This is a genomic window from Nocardia nova NBRC 15556, from assembly GCF_001613005.1.
Classification (GTDB): Bacteria; Actinomycetota; Actinomycetes; order Mycobacteriales; family Mycobacteriaceae; genus Nocardia; species Nocardia nova.
Genome location: NZ_BDBN01000018.1, coordinates 93,266 through 111,350 on the forward strand (window position 1 = coordinate 93,266; position 18,085 = coordinate 111,350).

At 69.3% G+C, this 18,085-nt stretch carries 15 protein-coding genes; 10 read left to right on the forward strand and 5 right to left on the reverse strand.

Translation table 11 applies throughout. The features are described 5' to 3' along the window. Positions 1-143: 143 nt before the first annotated feature. Positions 144-902, reverse strand: coding sequence for a Mut7-C RNAse domain-containing protein (locus NN2_RS07865; protein WP_063011813.1), 759 nt, complete (start codon positions 900-902; stop codon positions 144-146). Positions 903-981: 79 nt separating this feature from the next. Next, on the reverse strand, positions 982-4,254 hold the full coding sequence (locus NN2_RS07870) for an arabinosyltransferase domain-containing protein (RefSeq protein WP_063011736.1): 3,273 nt from the start codon (positions 4,252-4,254) through the stop codon (positions 982-984). A 399-nt stretch (positions 4,255-4,653) separates the two neighbouring features. On the opposite strand from NN2_RS07870, the gene NN2_RS07875 reads away from it, so the two are divergent. Together NN2_RS07875 and NN2_RS07880 are read left to right on the forward strand one after the other, a co-directional pair. Continuing rightward, on the forward strand, positions 4,654-5,610 hold the full coding sequence (locus NN2_RS07875) for a TIGR03564 family F420-dependent LLM class oxidoreductase (RefSeq protein WP_063011815.1): 957 nt from the start codon (positions 4,654-4,656) through the stop codon (positions 5,608-5,610). Further along, positions 5,607-6,728, forward strand: a complete 1,122-nt coding sequence (locus tag NN2_RS07880) for a CaiB/BaiF CoA transferase family protein (protein WP_082856807.1) — start codon at positions 5,607-5,609, stop codon at positions 6,726-6,728. The genes NN2_RS07875 and NN2_RS07880 overlap by 4 nt, the downstream gene beginning before the upstream one ends. Positions 6,729-6,836: 108 nt before the next feature. Here NN2_RS07880 and NN2_RS07885 read toward each other — a convergent pair whose 3' ends face one another. Further along, positions 6,837-7,883, reverse strand: coding sequence for a ferredoxin--NADP reductase (locus NN2_RS07885; protein ID WP_063011738.1), 1,047 nt, complete (start codon positions 7,881-7,883; stop codon positions 6,837-6,839). A gap of 73 nt (positions 7,884-7,956) precedes the next feature. On the opposite strand from NN2_RS07885, the gene NN2_RS07890 reads away from it, so the two are divergent. From NN2_RS07890 to NN2_RS07910, 5 genes are all read left to right on the forward strand, one after another. Next, positions 7,957-9,360 carry a class I adenylate-forming enzyme family protein gene (locus tag NN2_RS07890; protein ID WP_063011739.1) on the forward strand — a complete coding sequence of 468 codons (1,404 nt, stop codon included), beginning with the start codon at positions 7,957-7,959 and terminating at the stop codon, positions 9,358-9,360. Further along, a complete protein-coding gene (locus NN2_RS07895; protein ID WP_063011819.1) occupies positions 9,338-10,243 on the forward strand; it encodes an acyl-CoA dehydrogenase family protein in 906 nt (301 codons plus the stop codon). The genes NN2_RS07890 and NN2_RS07895 overlap by 23 nt, the downstream gene beginning before the upstream one ends. Then, a complete protein-coding gene (locus NN2_RS07900; protein ID WP_063011741.1) occupies positions 10,230-11,318 on the forward strand; it encodes an acyl-CoA dehydrogenase family protein in 1,089 nt (362 codons plus the stop codon). Before NN2_RS07895 ends, NN2_RS07900 begins: the two co-directional genes overlap by 14 nt. A 1-nt stretch (position 11,319) precedes the next feature. Then, complete coding sequence (locus NN2_RS07905; protein WP_063011743.1) at positions 11,320-12,099, forward strand: enoyl-CoA hydratase/isomerase family protein; 780 nt, start codon at positions 11,320-11,322, stop codon at positions 12,097-12,099. 89 nt (positions 12,100-12,188) lie between these two features. Further along, positions 12,189-13,001 carry an LLM class flavin-dependent oxidoreductase gene (locus NN2_RS07910; protein WP_063011821.1) on the forward strand — a complete coding sequence of 271 codons (813 nt, stop codon included), beginning with the start codon at positions 12,189-12,191 and terminating at the stop codon, positions 12,999-13,001. 35 nt (positions 13,002-13,036) lie between these two features. Here NN2_RS07910 and NN2_RS07915 read toward each other — a convergent pair whose 3' ends face one another. Both NN2_RS07915 and NN2_RS07920 read right to left on the reverse strand, forming a co-directional pair. After that, complete coding sequence (locus tag NN2_RS07915) at positions 13,037-13,786, reverse strand: SDR family NAD(P)-dependent oxidoreductase (RefSeq protein ID WP_063011745.1); 750 nt, start codon at positions 13,784-13,786, stop codon at positions 13,037-13,039. Further along, positions 13,783-14,547 (reverse strand): SDR family NAD(P)-dependent oxidoreductase, encoded by a 765-nt coding sequence (locus NN2_RS07920; RefSeq protein WP_063011747.1) that lies wholly within the window; start codon positions 14,545-14,547, stop codon positions 13,783-13,785. The genes NN2_RS07915 and NN2_RS07920 overlap by 4 nt, the downstream gene beginning before the upstream one ends. Positions 14,548-14,600: 53 nt before the next feature. Here NN2_RS07920 and NN2_RS07925 point away from each other — a divergent pair, with 53 nt between their 5' ends. From NN2_RS07925 to NN2_RS07935, 3 genes are read left to right on the forward strand one after another with little or no spacing between them, the layout of a single operon-like run. Further along, positions 14,601-16,037 carry a class I adenylate-forming enzyme family protein gene (locus tag NN2_RS07925; RefSeq protein WP_063011749.1) on the forward strand — a complete coding sequence of 479 codons (1,437 nt, stop codon included), beginning with the start codon at positions 14,601-14,603 and terminating at the stop codon, positions 16,035-16,037. Then, a complete protein-coding gene (locus tag NN2_RS07930) occupies positions 16,030-17,175 on the forward strand; it encodes a thiolase family protein (RefSeq protein ID WP_063011751.1) in 1,146 nt (381 codons plus the stop codon). Before NN2_RS07925 ends, NN2_RS07930 begins: the two co-directional genes overlap by 8 nt. Next, positions 17,172-18,083 (forward strand): ArgK/MeaB family GTPase, encoded by a 912-nt coding sequence (locus tag NN2_RS07935; RefSeq protein WP_063011753.1) that lies wholly within the window; start codon positions 17,172-17,174, stop codon positions 18,081-18,083. Before NN2_RS07930 ends, NN2_RS07935 begins: the two co-directional genes overlap by 4 nt. Positions 18,084-18,085 lie beyond the last annotated feature (2 nt).

Below are 18,085 nucleotides of genomic sequence, written 5' to 3' on the forward strand. Positions count from 1 at the left end.
CCTTCCGGTCGGATCGGCGAGCGTCAGCTTCTGCATCTAGCGTGAGAGTGTGCCCGGCACCGGCGGCACCGGTGCTGTAGAAGCCTGCTTCCGTCCCGGTGGAGGAATTGCGTCGTGTCTACGCCGGGGCGGTGTGGTTGCCCCTATCGATCCGGTCCGACCGCGGCTCGAATTCTGGTGACGAGGTCGTCGAGCCGCCGCTGGTGCGAACCCTCCCAATAGATCCGGCGGCATTCCCGGCATTGTCTGAAGGTGTCGTAGTACTTGCGGGTGAGTGGCTCGAGCCGGTCGGCGACATCCTGTTCAGCCACGTCGGTCAGCAGGCCCCCGCAGGGCAGGCAGCGGCTGAACGGCCTCAGCCGATCGGTCAGATCGAGCCGGCGGATTACCTCGACGAGCTGATCGACGGGCCGATTCGAACGCACGAATACTCCGTGGGTCACGTTGCGTCGCTTCAGGAGCCCGCGGTCGCGGGTGAGGATGATCCGGTGTTGTTCCGCGGCGGCCGTTGCCAGGGCGGCATCGTCGGTGTCCGACGGGCTCCGGGCGTCGAGGCCCATCAACCGCATGAGCCGGGCGAGCCCACCGAGATTGACGTCCACGATGAAGCGCGGATCGCGCAGCGGGCGGGGACGGACCCGTGTCGCCGGCCCGATGTCGAGGGTCTCGAAGACCGGGTAGGCGGCGAGTCGATCGCCCGGCCGCGGATGATGACCGAAGTCGACGGATTCGCCGTTCACCAGCATGAGGTCGACCTCGGTATGCGGGATGCCCGCGGCCTCGACGATATCTTTCACGGTCTGATGCGGACGGATCGGCCGCGGCTGCGCCGCGTACCGTGCGGCCGGGGGCACGAAGTCGTTCAGCTCGGCGTACACCCGCAGTTCGACACTCGCGGTCATGGAGACCATTGTCGTCCGGCTGCGGGCGCGCTGTGCGATACGCGCGAAGTCCGATCGCGGGCGGGCTCCGCGGAATCGGTCACCAGGTGTAGATATGCCCGGGTGACCACATACCGCCGTGGGTCTCCTGGGTGACCGCCGGGGTCGCCGGGACGGCCGAGGGATCGATCTTGCTGAGGCGTTGCAGTTCGCCCCAATCCTGGTCCCAGTCGTAGGCGAGGTAGGTGGCCAGGGTTTGCGAGCGCAGCAGTTGCTGACTCCAGCCCAAGGGTCCGCCGCCGGCGTGGCTTTCCCACATCGTGGTGTCGGCGGCGCCCAGGCGGTTGGGCAGGATGCGCCAGTTCGGTACCTGGGCGATGCCGTCCTTGTGGTCGAAGGGGCGCTGGCAGGGGAACTGCAGGCCCACGGCCCAGTCCAGTAGAACCGGCTGCTTCGAGCCGACCAGATCGTTCAGGGTGTGGGTCTTCGGGATGCGCGGGGGAGTCAGCGCCACCCAGCGCTGCGGATCGAGGTTGTGATCCTTGGCCACGATGCGGATCACGTTGGCCGCGGCGGGAATTCGATCCAGGGGAACCCGCAGGTTCCGCCACGACGGCGCCGGGCCGATGTCGATCGGGGTCACCCGTCCGAGTGCGTGTGCGCTCGTCGCGGAGTCGGTGCTGCCGTATTCGATCTCCACCGGTTCACCGCCGACGTATCCGTTGTTCGGACCCACCGCCTGGATGCGCCCCGCCGCCGCGATCGAGACGATATCGCTGCGATCGTGCTGCGCGGGCAGGCGGTACCAGCCGGTGACGAGATCGGCGGGCTCCTCCTCGCCGTAGGTGCCGAGTTCCGGTGTGGTCGCCGCGTCGAGACCGTAAGGCAGTGGAGCACCGCCGGTCTGGGTGGCCGACTCGCCGGTGCCGGGTTTGTCGCCGAACGATTTGGCGATACTGCTGGTCTCCTCCTTCTCGTCGGGTGACATCACGTCACCGACGCCGTTCGGCACGAATCCGCGAGCGCCGTTGGAGAAGGTGGAGAACTGGTCGCCGACGAGCGGCTGCATCAGCGAGGCGTTGGGGTCGGTTTCGACCAGGACCTTGTTCGCCAGCCCGCACGGATTGCCCACTACCGCATGGATATTCGAGGAAGCCAGCGAGAATCCCGGATATTGCGTCACCGCGCCCGCGGTGAACGAGAACACCTCGAACACCACCAGGATCGCCGCGGCCGCCATCAACGGCGGGAACTTCGCCAGGCGCCAGGCGCGCGGGGAAACCCGATGCGGTGTGCCGGGTTTCGGCGCCCGCACATGCCACCAGATCGCCAGCAGCAGGCACAGCGCGGCGATGATCAGGAATATCCGGCTGAACCCGACGCCGAGCACCGCAGGTGGCTCGTTCCACCACGGGACACCGAAACTCGAGACCCACCACCACTGGTTGACACTGGTGAAGATCTGCGCCATCGCCAGCGCCACCACCGCCGCGAACAGGGCGCGATTGCGCGGCGAGCGCATCACGCGGGGCCCCACCGCGACCGCGGTCAGTACCGCGACCGCTCCGGCCAGGCCGGCGTAGACACCGTTGTGGTGGGTGAATTTCGTCGGGCAGGTCGCCATCAGCACCATGGCCCCGAATGTCACGCCGAGCAGCCGCCGCGCCGGCCCCGGGGCGGTGAACGGAATGCGCCCGCCCTTGCGCAGCAGGACGAAGACGCAGACCAGCAGGCTCAGCCACATCGCGACCATGCCGAAGCGACGGGCGATGGAGCCGTCGGCCGACGGCATGAACAGCCACTGATAGTTCAGGTAGTCGTTGTACCAGGGGTCCGAGGGGCCGACGATGTTGTGCACGCGCTGCATCTCGAACATCGCCGAGAGCGGTTCGACGGCGAAGGCGAAGGCCAGCACCAGCATTCCGGCCGCGGCCAGCGGTGCCAGCAGCGCCCCGTACGCCCGGATCCACGCGCCGGTCGGCACCGTGTTTCCGTCCTGCGCACCGGCGAGTTCGCGTGCTCTCGGGACACCGAATCCCACGGCCGAACGCAGGCCCGCGAGCAGCGGCGCCAGGCAGATGATGCCCGAGGGCGCGGCGGTGAAACTGAACGCGGCGACCAGGATCGCGAGGGCATACGGCAGTAGCCGGTGCGTCGCGATGGCGCGCTCCACCAGGCACCAGGTGAGCAGCACGCAGACGGCGACCACCGGCTCGGGCCGCAGCCCGTTGTTGTAGGGCAGCCACACGGCCAGGAAGGCCAGCGCGCCCGTCCACACCGCCACCTTGTCGTGGCGCACCGCCACACCGAGCCGCGGGATCACCTCACGGCTCAGCGCCAGCCAGGTGACCACGGCGGCCAGCAGCGTCGGCAGTCGCATCCACGGGCTCGCGACGCTGATCTCCGACATGTGCGCGATGATGTCGTACGGCGGCGTGCCGACCGGATTCTCCGGGACGCCGAAGAACCGGAAGTAGTTGGCCATGTAACCGGACGCCAGCGAGGTGCGTGCCATCCCGAACTGGTAGCCGTCGTCGGAGGTGGTGGCCCCGATGAAATGCCACAGCAGCAGCGTGGCGAAGACGACGACGTCCACGCCGGTGAACCTCCACCACCGCTGTGGTAACAGCCGCCGCACACGCCGGCCGTCGGTGCGGTCCAGCCGGTACAGCGCGAGCAGCGCTACCAGTGTGAAGACGACAGCCAGTACTTCGGCCGCGCGCTTGAGAAAGGTCGGCGTCACCGAGAACCGGCTGTCGACCTGCACGACGACCTTGGCGCCGTCCGCCGTGGGGAGATCGCTGAAGATGCCGACCACCTGTGGCCGCCAGTCACCCGGCGGCAAGGTGGCGCCTTCGATATCGGTTCCGGTGACACCGACCTTGGTCGACGACATATCGGCGTGCACGGTCAAGGTGCCGTCGGCGACCGCATCGATCGGCACGTTCAGCAGCGATTGATTGCGCAACACGACCTCGAGTTGCGCGGGCTTTCCGTCCTGCACCGGTCGCACCCGCGCGACGAACCCGTATTTCTCCAGTTGCGGCGCACCGGCGGGCAGCGTCGATGCCAGCACGCCGCCGTGTGCGCTCAGTTGCGCCATCGACCGGCCGGGGATCGTGGCATCGAAGGTCAGCGGTGCGTAGGTGACCAGTGGGGCGTCGACACTGCGGGCCGAATCGGCCTGCGGCCACGACAGGGTGGTGTGGTCCACCTTCACCGGCAGCAACGGCACCGCGAGGGCGCACAGCGCGCCCAGCAGCCCGGCGAGGAAGGCGATCGGTCCGGCCCAGTCGCCGCGCTGTCTACCCGAGGTCCTGGGTGTCGCGCCTGCAGTAGGCGCACCGTCCGCCCTCACCATCGTGTCGACCACGGTCGCCGATGCTAGCGTGACGCTTCTGTTATCCGCGATTTCGTCTCTTGTTCTCAGTCTGCACTCAGGAATCGGCGGGCGAGGCGAGGTCGCGTCCCGAGGTCGCCGACGACCCCGGCCGGTGAGTTGCCGGTGGGTAGGTCACCGTTCGCGAATCGGACATTCGATCCCCGTTCGTGGCAACGGCTTTCAGCGCATCCCGAGTCGGATGGCCGCCCGGTCGGGCGCGCGGAGGCGGGAGGGTTTGCGCAGCGGTTGCGAAGGCGCCGCTCGACGCTGCGCCACCGGTTCGATAACGTATGACCGCGCTAGCGGTATTGGCATTCTCCTTTTTCGCAAGTACCGTATTCATCAGTGGGTGACGCGGTCGCCCGGCGTAGCGGCGGGTTGGAGGTCTTCGTGCGTGTCGGAGTGATGATCGGACCGGAGAAGGGGGATTCCGCGCGCAAGCTGAGCCGGATGCTCGACGACATCGCCTGGGCCGAGGAGGCCGGGCTCGACACCGCGTGGATTCCGCAGATTCCCAGCGATTTCGACGCGCTGATCACGGTCGCGGCGATGGGATTGCGGACTCGCCGCATCGAATTGGGGACCGCCGTGGTGCCGTTGCAGGCGCAGCATCCGATCGCCCTGGCACGCCAGGCGCTCTCGGCGCAGGCCGCCGCGAGTGGGCGATTGGCGCTGGGGGTGGGCCCCTCGCATCACTGGATCGTGCGCGACATGCTCGGCTTGCCGTACGAGCGCCCGGCGGCCTACACCCGTGACTACCTGGATGTGCTGGCGGCGGGACTGACCGGCCCGGGGACCGTCGACGTCGAGAACGACACGTTCTCCGTGCACAATCCGCTCGATCTGGGTCCGGTCGCCCCGGTGCCGGTGCTGGTGGCCGCGCTCGGGCCGGTGATGTTGCGCATCGCGGGGGAGCGGGCCGACGGGACCATTCTGTGGATGGCCGACGAGCGCGCGATCGCCGATCATGTGACGCCCAAGATCACCAAGGCCGCCGCCGACGCGGGCCGGACACCGCCGCGCATCGTGGCGGGACTTCCGGTCTGCCTGTGCCGGGATTCGGAGGTGGAGGAGGCGAAGGCGCGTGCCAATCGCATTCTCGGCGAGGCGGAAATCTCGCCCAATTATCAGCGCCTGCTCGAACAGGGCGATGCTCGCGACGTCGGCGACATCTGCGTGGCCGGTGACGAGGCCGCCATCGCGGCCGGATTGCGCCGTTTCGCCGAGGCGGGTGCGACCGATGTCTCGATCCGGCTGCTGCCGATCGGTGACACTCGCGACGAACTGATCGCCTCCAAGCGCCGCACCCGCGAGATGATCGCCGGTATCGCGCGGGAATTACGATGAGCACCGACGCCTCTGCGGCGTCCGGTACGGGTCCGGACCGGCGAACCGGAGCGTTGGCGGAGCGCACCAGTGCCGGTCCGCTGGCGGGGATTCGCATTCTCGAGGTCGGCACCATGCTCGCCGGTCCGTACGCGACGATGATGCTGGCGGATCTGGGGGCCGAGGTCACCAAGCTGGAACCGGCCGGCGGCGACATCTCCCGGCAGGTCGGCGACAGCTATTTCGCGAGCCTGAACCGCGGCAAGCGCAGCATTCGTCTCGACCCAGGCAGTGCGGCCGGCCGGGCACGCCTGGGTGAGCTCGTCGCGCATTCGCATGCGCTGCTGGTGAATTTGAAACCCTCGGCGATTCACCGGCTCGGCCTGACGTACGCCTCGCTGCGGGAATTCAACCCGGCGATCGTCTGCGTCGCGATCACCGGATTCGGTCTCTACGGCGGCGACGATCCGGCCTTCGACTACATCGTGCAGGCCGCCACGGGGGTTGCCGCCCTCACCGGCGATCCGGCCGGACCGCCGACCCTGCCCGGCTATTCCTCCGCCGACAACTCCACCGGCCTGACCGCGGCGCTGGGTCTGCTCGCGCAGATCGTGTCCGGCCGCGGTGGTCAGGTGGACGTCTCGCTGCGTGATGTGATGTTGTCGCAATTGAACTATCACGCGGCGGCGTATCTCAACGAGGGCAAACATCCGCAGCGGCGCCCGTTCGGCGCGCATTCGTATTACGTTCCGGCACAGCTGTTTCCGACCGCGAACGGTTACCTGGCGTTGTTCGTCACGCACGACCGCTTCTGGAAGGCCTTCGCCGCCGAGGCCGGGGTGACGGGCTTCGACACCATGGCCGAACGCGTGGGCCGGCGAGCCGAGGTGCTCGCCGCGGTGACCGCCGCACTGGCCCGCGACGACGCCCGGGGCTGGGAGGCGCGGCTGCGCCCCCTGGGCATTCCCGCCGCCGCGGTCCGCACATTGCCCGAAGCGCTCGACGCCACGCCCGACGCCGTGGCCGTCGCGGGGACGTACCGTTTGGTGGCATCTCCCATCCGAATCGACGGCTACACACCGGAATACGGCCCGCCCCCCCGGCTGGGTGAACACGACAACCAGGAGCCGGTGCGTTGAGTCGATAGGCGCCGACCAGCGTCGGCCTCGGCGCTGCTCACACCGATACGGCCACATCCCGGCGGGAACCGAGGCGGCCGACCGGGGACGACCGCCCGCGGACTCCGCTCATTCGTAATGCACCGTCACCGACTCGGTGTCCGGCACCGCTTGGCAGGTGAGGACGTAGCCGTCCTCGACCTCGTCGTCGGCGAGGGCGTCGTTCACCCGCATCGTGGCGCTGCCCTCGCTGAGCCGGGCCATACAGGTGGCGCAGTTGCCGGATTCGCAGGAGAACGGCGGGGTCAGGCCCGCGCGGCGGGCGCTTTCCAGCAGGGTCTCGCCGGCGTGGCGCGGCACCGTGGCCTTCTTGCGATTGAGGAAGATCGTGATCGTGCCACCGCCAGCGCCGGATTCGGTTGCGGGCGTGGCGGTATCGGAGGTGGTTGCGGGTGCCGGCTCGGTCGCCGAATCTGCGAGTTCGGGGACCGGTGCGCCGAACCGTTCGCTGAAGATCACCCCCGGGCCGGGCAGGGCCGCCTCCACCATCTCCATGAATTTCTCCGGTCCGCACACATAACTGTCGCCGTGACCGTCCGCGCCGACGAAGTTGCGCACCGCCCTCGGGTCGAGCAGCCCGGCGGCACTGTCCAGATGCCGGATCACCTGGAGCCGGCCCGGATAGCGCTCCGCCAGCTCGGGCAGTGCCGCGCCGAAGATCACCGATTCCGCGTCGCGGTCCGCGCACAACAGCCGCACGCGGCGCTCGGTGGTCGCCAGGGCGCTCTTTGCCAGCGAGAGCACCGGCGTGATCCCGCTGCCGCCGGTGAAGCCCAGGAGCGGAACCTCGGTGTCGCGCAGGCAGAATCGGCCGGCGGGCCGGCCCATATCGATCACGTCACCCTCGGACACGTTGTCCAGCAACCAGTTCGAGACCTTGCCTCCCGGCACCCGCTTGACCGTGGTCATCAGTTCGGAGTCGGTTTCCGGTGCGCTGGACATCGAATAGGACCGATACAGATCGGTGCCGTCGACCCGGACCCGGAAGGTGCAGAACTGTCCGGCGCGATAGGTGAGCGGGCCGTCGTGCGGGGCCAGCACGAAAGTCCGCGCATCGGCGCACTCCTTCACGATCCGGGTCACGGTCGCGGGCCGGAACATCGGGGGACTCGCCATGGAACGCCTCTCCTGGTATTAAGATTCTTATACAAGGAGAATAGCGTTCTCCTGAACGAGATGGGATTTTCTCATGACCGAGCCGACGGCGATCGTGTTCGACGATCGGCACTACAGCCTGTCGCAGCTCGACGAGCTGGCCGGCGGACTGGCCGAGAACCTGCACGCGCGCGGCGTTCGCGCGCGCAGCCGGATCGCCGTGATGTCGTCGAATCGCCCGGAATTCGTGCTCGCGGTGCTGGCGGCGTGGAAGCTCGGCGCGGCGGTGGTCCTGCTGAGCCCGGCGTGGCGGCGAGCCGAGGTCGAGCACGCGCTCGCGATCACCACACCCGGATTCGCGGCCGGCGACCATCCGGTGCTGGCGGAACTGATGCCCATGCTCGATCTCGACGACCCGATCACGCCCAGCCGCGCGGAATTCGACCCGCCGGATCCGGAATCGGATGCGGTGCTGGTGTTCAGCTCCGGCACCACCGGCCTGCCCAAGGCGGTGCGCCACACGCACGCCTCGTTCGCGGCCGCGGTGCGGGACTGGCAGCAGGTGCTGGAGCTGGGCAGCGACGACCGGATCCAGATCCTGACCCCGCCGTCCCATATCCTCGGCCTGCTCAACATCGTCACCGCGCTGCGGGTGGGCGCCTGGATGCGGCTACATCGCCGCTTCGACCTGGAGTCGATGCTGCGCAGCATCGAACGCGACCGCATCACCGTGGAGATGGCGGTGGCGCCGATCGCGCTGGCCATCGCCTCGCATCCGCAACTGGAATCGTTCGACCTGTCCTCGCTGCGCTACATCATGTGGGGCGCGACGCCGGTGACGGTGAGCGTGGCCGAAACCGTGACCCGCCGCACGGGCGTGCGCTGGCTGCCCGCCTACGGCGCCACCGAACTGCCGGTGCTGGCCTGTAATCCGATCGAAGGCGCCCGGCTGGACACGGTGGGACGCGCCGCGCCCGGGGTATGCCTGCGAACGGCGTCGCTCGAGGACGGAAAACCTTTGCCGCCCGGGAAGATCGGGGAGATCCAGGCGCGGTCGCCGTCGCTGATGGCGGGTTATCTGCCCGATGGCGCGGACGCGGGGGCCGTCGTGGACGGCTGGTACCGCACCGGCGATGTCGGCTGGATCGACGCCGACGGCTGGGTCCGCATCACCGATCGGGTGAAGGAGATGATCAAGGTCCGCGGCTTCCAGGTCGCGCCCGCCGAGATCGAGTCCGTCCTGCACGGGCATCCCGCCGTCGCCGATTGCGCGGTCTTCGGTGTGGCCGACGGCGCCGACGGCGAGGCGATCGTCGCCGCGGTGTCGGCCGCCGCGCCGGTGACCGCGGAGGAGTTGTCCGCTCTGGTCGCCGATCGCCTGGCCGGATACAAGCGGCTGCGCCGGGTGGTGTTCGTCCCCGACATTCCGCGCCTGCCGTCCGGCAAGGTGCTGCGCCGAGTCCTCGAGGAGCGCTATGGACGTCCGTCTGACCAGTGAACAGCGCCAATTGCGTGATGCCGCAGCCAAGTTGGCCGACGATCTGGGGCCCGGCTCGGTAGCGGAACTGGCCGACCGGGAGCGGATCACGCGGCTGGACAAGACCGTCGAGCTGACCGGATGGCGAGCCCTGCGCTCCGACGGCGCGTCGGGCGTGGAAGTGGCGCTGGTGGCCGAGGAATTCGCGCGCGGACTGGTCGACGTGGCGTTTCTGGGTCCGGTGCTGGCCGACGATCTGCGCGGCCATCCCGCCGGGGACGAGGGTCGCTGGACACTGGGGGTGCGTGGACGGGCCGTCGACGCCGCCGGATGTAATCGGGCGGTGGTGCTCGCCGACGGTCAGGTGCTGGCCGGCCGGCTGGGTCCCGCCGCGCCGTCGGCGGATCCGACCAGGGCGGCGGCCGAGCTCGACGGGCGGCTCGAGCACATCGGGGAACTGTCGCCGGATCAGGCGTCGCAATGGCTCGCCCTCGCCCTGGTCGGCACCACCGCGGACCTCCTGGGCGCCGCCCGGGGCGCGCAGCGGCTGGCCGTCGACTACGCGAAAGTCCGTGCCCAGTACGGCAAGACGATCGGCTCCTACCAAGCCGTGGCGCATCTGCTCGCCGAATCGCAGGCCTTGATCGAGGGATCGGTCAGCGTGCTGCGCTACGCCGCCTGGGGAGTGGACGAACTGTCGCCCGACGAGGCGGTGCGCGCCGCCCGCATCGCCAAGATCTACGGTGCCCGCGCCGCGCGCACCGTCTGCGAAACCGCCATCCAGGTGCACGGCGGCATCGGCAACACCTGGGAATGCCTGGCGCACATCTACCTTCGCCGCGCCCTGGTCTCGACCGAACTGTTTCCCGTCCGTCTGGAGGAGATCGCCCGTGGACTTTCGTGACTCACCGGCCGAGGCCGAATTCCGGGATCGGTTGCGGCGCTGGCTGTCCGAGGTCGCCGGCGACTTCCCGACCTCGGGTGACGAATACTGGGCCCGTCAGGGCGAGTGGCATCGCGCCCTGTACCGGGCCGGTTTCTTCGGATCGTCGTGGCCGAAGGAGTTCGGCGGACACGATCTGGCGCCGGTCTACGACGTGATCGTCGACGAGGAACTGGCCCGCGCGGGCGCCCCGCCGCGGCCGAGTCTGGGCTATCTGATCCAGGGCCTGGGCCGCCACGGCAGCAGGGAACTGCAACAGCGATTCCTGCCCGGCATGATCGACGGCACCGAACGCTGGTGCCAGGGCTTCAGCGAACCGGGAGCCGGTTCGGATCTCGCCGCCCTGACCACCACCGCCACCCTCGAAGGCGACCACTATGTGATCCACGGCCACAAGATCTGGACCAGCTACTCCGATGTCGCGGACTGGTGCCTGCTGCTGGCTCGCACCGATCCGCAAGCGCCTCGGCACAAGGGGATTTCGGCGTTCATCGTGTCGATGAAGCAGCCGGGTGTGCAGCAGCGGCCGCTGCGCATGATCAGCGGTATCACCACCGAATTCGGGCAGGTGAGTTTCGACGGCGCCACCGTGCCGGCCGATCGAATGGTGGGCGCGCCCGGTGAGGGCTGGAAGCTGGCGATGACCGTCGTCGGTCACGAGCGGGAGCCGTCGACTCTCGGCTATTCGGCCCGCTACGCCAAGACGGTGCGCGCGCTGGCCGACCGCGTCGACGGGCCGCTGCCCGACGAATTGACCTGGGCGGCGGTGCAATCGGAGATGTTGCGGCTGCACGTGCGGCGACGGCTGTCCGAACAACTGGACGGCGTCTCGCACGGCCCCGACGGCTCACTCGACAAACTGCTCATGACGTGGGTGGACCAGGCCGTCGGCCATGCCGCGCTGACCGTCGCCGGCACCGACGACGCCGATATGTTCGGCACCTACCTCTACAGCCGCGCGCAGAGCGTCATGGGCGGCACCTCGCAGATTCAGAAGAACATCATCGCCGCCCGCATACTCGGATTGGGAGCCTGACATGTACGACCTGCCCGCCGAAGTCGACGTCCGGGCCGAGGGCCCGATTCGCATCATCACCTTGAACCGCCCCGACGCGCTCAACGCCGTCGACGACGCGCTGCACACCGGGCTGGCCCGGCTGTGGCCGCGACTCGGCGAGGATCGGGAGGCCCGCGTCGCGGTACTCACCGGCGCCGGGCGCGCCTTCTCCGCCGGCGGCGACTTCGCCTACCTCGGCGAATTGAGCCGCGATGCCGAGTTGCGCGCGAAAACCATTGCGCACGGCCGCGATATCGTGCTCGGGATGGCGCGGTGCCGGGTGCCGATCGTGGCCGCCGTGAACGGGCCCGCGGTCGGCTTGGGCTGCAGCCTGGTCGCCCTCAGCGATATCGTCTACATCGCCGAACAGGCCTATCTCGCCGATCCGCACGTGCAGGTGGGACTGGTGGCCGCCGACGGCGGCCCGCTGACCTGGCCGCTGCACACCAGCCTGCTGCTGGCCAAGGAGTACGCGCTGACCGGTGACCGGATCCCGGCCGAGCGGGCGCGGGAGATGGGTTTGGTCAATCACGTGGTCGCCGATCCGGTCGCCGAGGCACGCGCCTGCGCCGAACGGATCATCCGGTTGCCCAGGCAGGCAGTCGAATCCACCAAGCGGATCCTGAACCTGCAGCTCGAGCGCGCGGTGCTGGCCACTCTCGACTTCGCGCTCACCGCCGAGGACCTGACCTTCCAATCGGAGGATCTGCGCGCCAATCTGGCCCGATTGTCGGCGCCGAAGAACGGCGCGAAGAAGTAGCCGTGGCAGCGGTAGGTGGGGTGGAGGCAGGCCGGGCAGTGGCAGGCGGGGCGCAGTGGTATCTGTTCCTGCCGCAGATCCGGTTCGATATGGCCGAGATCGTGGCGCGGGCCCGGGCGGCGGAGGCCGGCGGATTCGACGGGATCGCCTTCATCGATCATCTGCGGGCGCCCGGCGCCGAACAGCAGCCGCTGTGGGAGGCGATGACGGTCGCCGCCTGGGTGGCCGCGCGCACCGAACGGTTGCGCATCGGCCACCTGGTGCTCTGCGACGCGCTGCGCCATCCCGCGATGCTGGCGAAACAAGCGGTGGCGTTGCAGGAGGCCAGCGGTGGCCGGTTCGAGCTGGGGCTCGGGTCGGGGTCGGTGCCGAAGGAACTGGCCGACTTCGACATCGGCCACGAGAACGGCCCGGCCCGCCGGGCCCGGTTGGAACGCACGCTGGCACTGCTGCCGCGGTATTGGTCGGGTGAGGGGGACCTCGGCCTGGCACCCGCACCCACGTCGCGGATTCCGATCGTGATCGGCGGGTCCGGTCCCGCGACGATGGCGCTGGTGCGTCGTTACGCGGACTGGTGGAACCTGCCGGCCAACCAGCTCGACCGGTTGCCACGGTTGCGGTCGAGCGCCGGGCGGGCGCGCGTATCGACCCAGCAGCTGGTGGGTTTCGTGGGACGCCGCGCCGATGCCGACCGGGTGCGCGAGATGAGCCGGCGCCGATTCGGTTATCTGGCAGGCGGTTTGGTGTGTGGAAATGCCGAGGAGCTGATCGCGCACTTCGCCGCTGCCGCGGAGCAGGGTGTCGAACGGTTCTACATCTGGTTCACCGATTTCGCGCACCCGGAGACTCTCGCCGAATTCGGTGACGCGGTCATCGGTGGCATGCGCCGCGCCCGGTCGTAACGACCGCCGGAGCCGCCGCGCTGTGTCGACGACGGCTAGCGTTGCGCCAGCAGCACTTCCGACTGTTGGACCGATCCCGTGATGCCGGTCGCGTCCTGCCGCGCGAGCAGTACCGCGGCCTCCGCCATGGTTTCCGGCGGTTCGACCATCTCCGCCGGAATCCGCTGTCCGCCGCCACCGGCCCGCCAGCCCTCGGTGAGAACCACCCGCGACGGGCACAGACAGTTGACGGCGATATTGTCCGCGCGCAGATCGGCCGCCAGTCCCAGATACATGCGCTCCACGGCGGCCTTGGTGATCCAATAGGCGTTGGCGCCGCGGTCGAGCATGCCGACGCCGGTGGTCGTGATGGCGATCATCGAACCGCCGCCGCGAGCACGCAGCAGCGGAATCGCCGCCCGGGTGACGTGGAAGACGCCGGTGAGGTTGACGTCCAGACAGCGCTGCCAGCGGGCGTCCGGGGTCGATTCGATCGGGCTCAGTGCCAGTACCCCGGCATTCGCCACCACGATGTCGACCCCGCCGAATTCGGAAACCGTTGCCACCAAGGCTGTCTCGACGGATTCCGCGCTGGTGACATCGCAGGCCACCGGCAGGGCCCGGCCGCCGGATTCGGTGATCCGCTGTGCCACCGAGTGGATGGTTCCGGGCAACCGCCCCGGTTCCCGCGAGCGGGCGGCGACGGCCACCTCGGCCCCCGCCGCCGCCAGGCCGTGCGCGATCGCGGCGCCGATACCGCGGCTGGCACCCGCTACGAACGCGACTTTGCCTGTCAGAGAGGTCATTTGGGCGGGAAGCGCAGGGCGCCGTCGAGGCGGATCACCTCACCGTTGAGGTAGTCGTTCTCCACGATGGACTGCACCAGTTGCGCGTATTCCGTGGAGCGGCCCATCCGCTTGGGATGCGGAACCTGTTTGCCCCAATAGGCTTCCAGCTGATCGGCGGCCTTACCGTAGGCGGGGGTGTTGAACGTGCCGGGTGCGATGGTGACCACGCGGATGCCCAGCGGTGACAGGTCACGTGCGGCGACCAGCGTCATGCCGACCACCCCGCCTTTGGCCGCCGAGTACGGCAACTGCCCGATCTGGCCCTCGTAGGCGGCGATCGACGCCGTGTTCACGATGACACCGCGCCGGCCCTCCTCGCCCGGCTCGGACTGGGCGATCGCCGCGGCCGAGAGTCGCAGCACATTGAATACGGCGGTGAGATAGAACTCGATCGTGGTGCGGAACCCGTCGAGCGCGAGCGGGCTGCCGTCCTTGCCGACCAAGCGGCCACCGCTGGCCGGCCCGCCGTGCGCGTCCACCGAGATGCGCAGCGGGCCCAGCGATTGCGCCTCGGCGATCGCCGCCTGCACCGACTCCTCGCTGGTGGCGTCGGTGTGCACATAGCGGATGCCGAGTTCGGCGGCCAGCTCCTTGCCCTTGTCGTCGGCGACATCGGCCACCACCACCTTGGCTCCCGCGGCGTGCAGCCGCCGCACCGTCGCTTCGCCCAGCCCCCCGGTGCCGCCCACCACGATCGCGGCGCTACCGCTGATCTCCATGACGCTGCCCTCTCTTGAAATCAACACTCTCTTACTGAGAGAATAATGTTCTCATGAACATTAGCATGATCCTCGAGATGGCGGCCTCGGCCGGAAACCGGCCGGTGATCACCGTCGACGGCCGTTCGCTCACGGCGTCGCAATTGCTGCGACTGGCGCGCCGCGCGGCCGCGGAGTTCGCCGACAGTTCGGCCGTGCTGTATCTGGGCACAAACCACCTGGCCTATCCGGTGGCGCTGTTCGGCGCCGTGCTGGCCGCGGTGCCGTTCGTGCCGCTGAACTATCGGCTCGGCGAACAGCAGCTCTCGGCACTGCTGGCGCGGCATCCGGGTGCGCGGGTGCTGCGCCCCGGGGATCTCGACGCCCTGGTGGAAACCGATGCGGCACAGCCCGATCAGGAACCGCAGCCGGCCCCGTGGGACGGCGAGGCGGTGGCCGCGATCATCTATACCAGCGGCACCACCTCCGAACCCAAGGCGGCGCTGCTGCGACACCGGCATCTGATGGCCTACCTGCTGAACACGATGGAGTTCGGCACGGCCGCGGAATCCGACGCATCGCTGGTATCGGTCCCGCCGTACCACATCGCGGGACTCACCAATCTGCTCTCCAATCTCTACACCGGCCGCCGTGTGGTGTACCTGCCGGCGTTCGAACCGCAACGATGGCTGGAAACCGTTCGGGCCGAGCGGATCACGCACGCCATGCTGGTGCCGACCATGCTGGCCCGCATCGTCACCGCGGTCGACGGCGCCGACGCGGCCACGCCGACGCTCGCGAGCCTGGCCTACGGCGGTTCACGGATGCCGCGGCCGGTGCTGGAACGGGCGCTGGCGATGTTCCCCGAGACCGGTTTCGTCAATGCCTACGGCCTCACCGAAACCGCTTCCTCGGTGGCGGTGCTCGGACCGGAGGATCATCGCGCCGCACAGGCCGCGACCGATCCCGCGATCCGCGAGCGGCTGAGCTCCGTCGGCCGGGCGCTGCCGGGCGTCGAATTCGACATTCGCAGTGCCGCAGGGGAATCGCTGCCGATCGGGCAGACCGGACTCGTGTACGTGCGGGGCGAGCAGATCTCGGGAGAGTACGGTGCGCGCACCGCGCTGGATGCCGACGGCTGGTTCGGCACCCGTGACCTGGGCAGGCTGGACGAGGACGGCTATCTGTTCATTGAGGGCCGCGCCGACGACACCATCATCCGCGGCGGGGAGAACATCGCACCGGCCGAAATCGAGGATGTGCTGCTCACCCATCCCGGGATCAGCGAGGCCGCGGTGATCGGGGTGCCCGATCCGGAATGGGGGCAGCGCCTGGTCGCGGTCGTGGTGGGCGCCGGTGATCCCGAAGAGATCAAGCGGTGGGTGCGGGAGCGGATGCGGTCCTCGAAAACCCCCGACGCGATCGTGTTCCGCGCCGAACTGCCCAAGACCGAAACCGGAAAACTGTTGCGCCGCAACCTCGTCGCCGAATTGGAGAGCTCCCATGCCTGAAGCCGTCATCGTCTCCGCCGTGCGGACCCCCATCGGAACCGCGCGCAAGGGCACGCTGCGCGACACCAACGCCTTCGACCTCGCCCACCATGTGGTCGCGGCGGTCGCCCGCGATATCGACCCGAGCCGGGTGGACGACGTCATCCTCGGCGAGGGCCGCTACGGCGGCGGGGTGCTGGCCCGCCACGCGGCGGTGACGGCCGGGCTCACCACAGTACCGGGACTGGCCGCCAACCGGCACTGCGCGGCGGGAATGGCCGCGGTGCAGAGCGCGGCGGCCGGAATCCGTTCGGGGATGGACGAACTCGTCCTCGCCGGTGGTGTGAATTCCGATTCCACCGGGCCCCGGGTGCGGTTCCGGGTCGGAGCGGACGAATGGATCGACCCGTGGGTCTCGCCGTCGCATCCGGACCGCCCGGACGCGCCCAATCTGGATATGTCGATCACCGTCGGCTGGAATACCGCGGTCAAGGCGGGAATCTCGCGCGAGGAGATGGACGCCTGGGCCCTGCGTTCGCATCGCAACGCGATCGCCGCCATCGACGAGGGCCGGTTCAAGGAGGAGATCGTCGCGATCGAGACGCCGCACGGCGAATTCTCCGTCGACGAACATCCGCGCCGCGACACCAGCCTGGAGCGGCTCGCCGGATTGAAGGTGCTGCATCCGGAGATCGAGGGGTTCTCGATCACCGCGGGTAACGCCTCGGGATCCAACGACGGCGCCGCCGCGCTGGCCATCGCCTCGGATCGGCTGGGCCTGCCCGCGCTGGGTGTCATCCGTTCGTGGGCCTCGGTGGGCGTGGACCCCGCCGACACCGGCCTGGCGCCGATCGAGGCGATCACCAAAGCGGTTGCGCGGGCGGGTATCTCACTGTCCGAGGTGAAGCTGATCGAGATCAACGAAGCCTTCGCCTCGGTCCCGCTGGCCGCGGTCAAGGCGCTGGACCTGGATCCCGAGCGGGTGAACTACAGCGGCAGCGGCTGCTCGCTGGGGCATCCCGTGGCAGCCACCGGCGCCCGCATGATCGTCACCCTGGTCCACGAATTGCGCCGTCGCGGCGGCGGATTCGGTATCGCGGCGCTGTGCGCCGGGGGTGGTATGGGATCGGCGACCGTGATCGAGGTGCCCGCTCCGTGACCACCGCCGGGCGTGAGGCCAAACGGCTGCTCGCCGCCGCCCGGGAGGGTTCCCTGCGAGCCACCGGGCGGTTGCTGAGCATGGTCGAAAACGGCAGCCGCGACGAGGTTCTCGCGCTGCTCGGCTCGGTCGCCACGCCTCGGGTGCTGGGCGTCACCGGCCCGCCGGGCGCCGGAAAATCGACCACGGTCGCGGCGCTGGTCGGCACGTATCGGGCGCAGGGTGCGAGGGTCGCCGTCCTCGCGGTCGATCCGTCCTCGCCCTACAGCGGCGGCGCTCTGCTCGGAGACCGCATCCGCATGTCGGCCCATGTCGGCGACCCCGGTGTGCTGATCCGCTCGGTGGCCACCCGCGGGCATATCGGCGGCCTGGCCGCGGTGGTGCCGGCCGCGATCCGGCTGCTCGCCGATCTCGGCTACGACCGGATCGTGGTCGAGACGGTCGGGGTCGGGCAATCGGAGATCGAGGTCGCGGCGGTCGCCGATCCGACCGTGGTCATCCTGAATCCCGGTGCGGGAGACGCGATTCAAGCCGCCAAGGCGGGGCTGCTGGAGATCGCCGACATCCTCGTGGTGAACAAGGCCGACCGGCCCGGCGCCGACCGGACGGTGCGGGAACTGCGCGGCGAATCCTCGGCCCCCATCCTGACCCTTGTCGCGGAGAACGGCACCGGTGTGGCCGAACTGGCCGAGGCCATCGACGCGCACCAGCGCAGCGACAACCCCGAACGCCGCGCCGCCCGCGCCCGGGCGCAGATCCTGTCGCTGGTGCACACCCGCGTGCGAGCCCATCCCGACCTGGCACGGCTGGCCGAGGAAGTCGCCCGCGGGAGCCTGGATGCCTACACGGCCGCGGAGCGGCTGGTGCCGCGTTCGCCCGCGGTCCCGGCACCGGCCATCCGGTGGTGAGG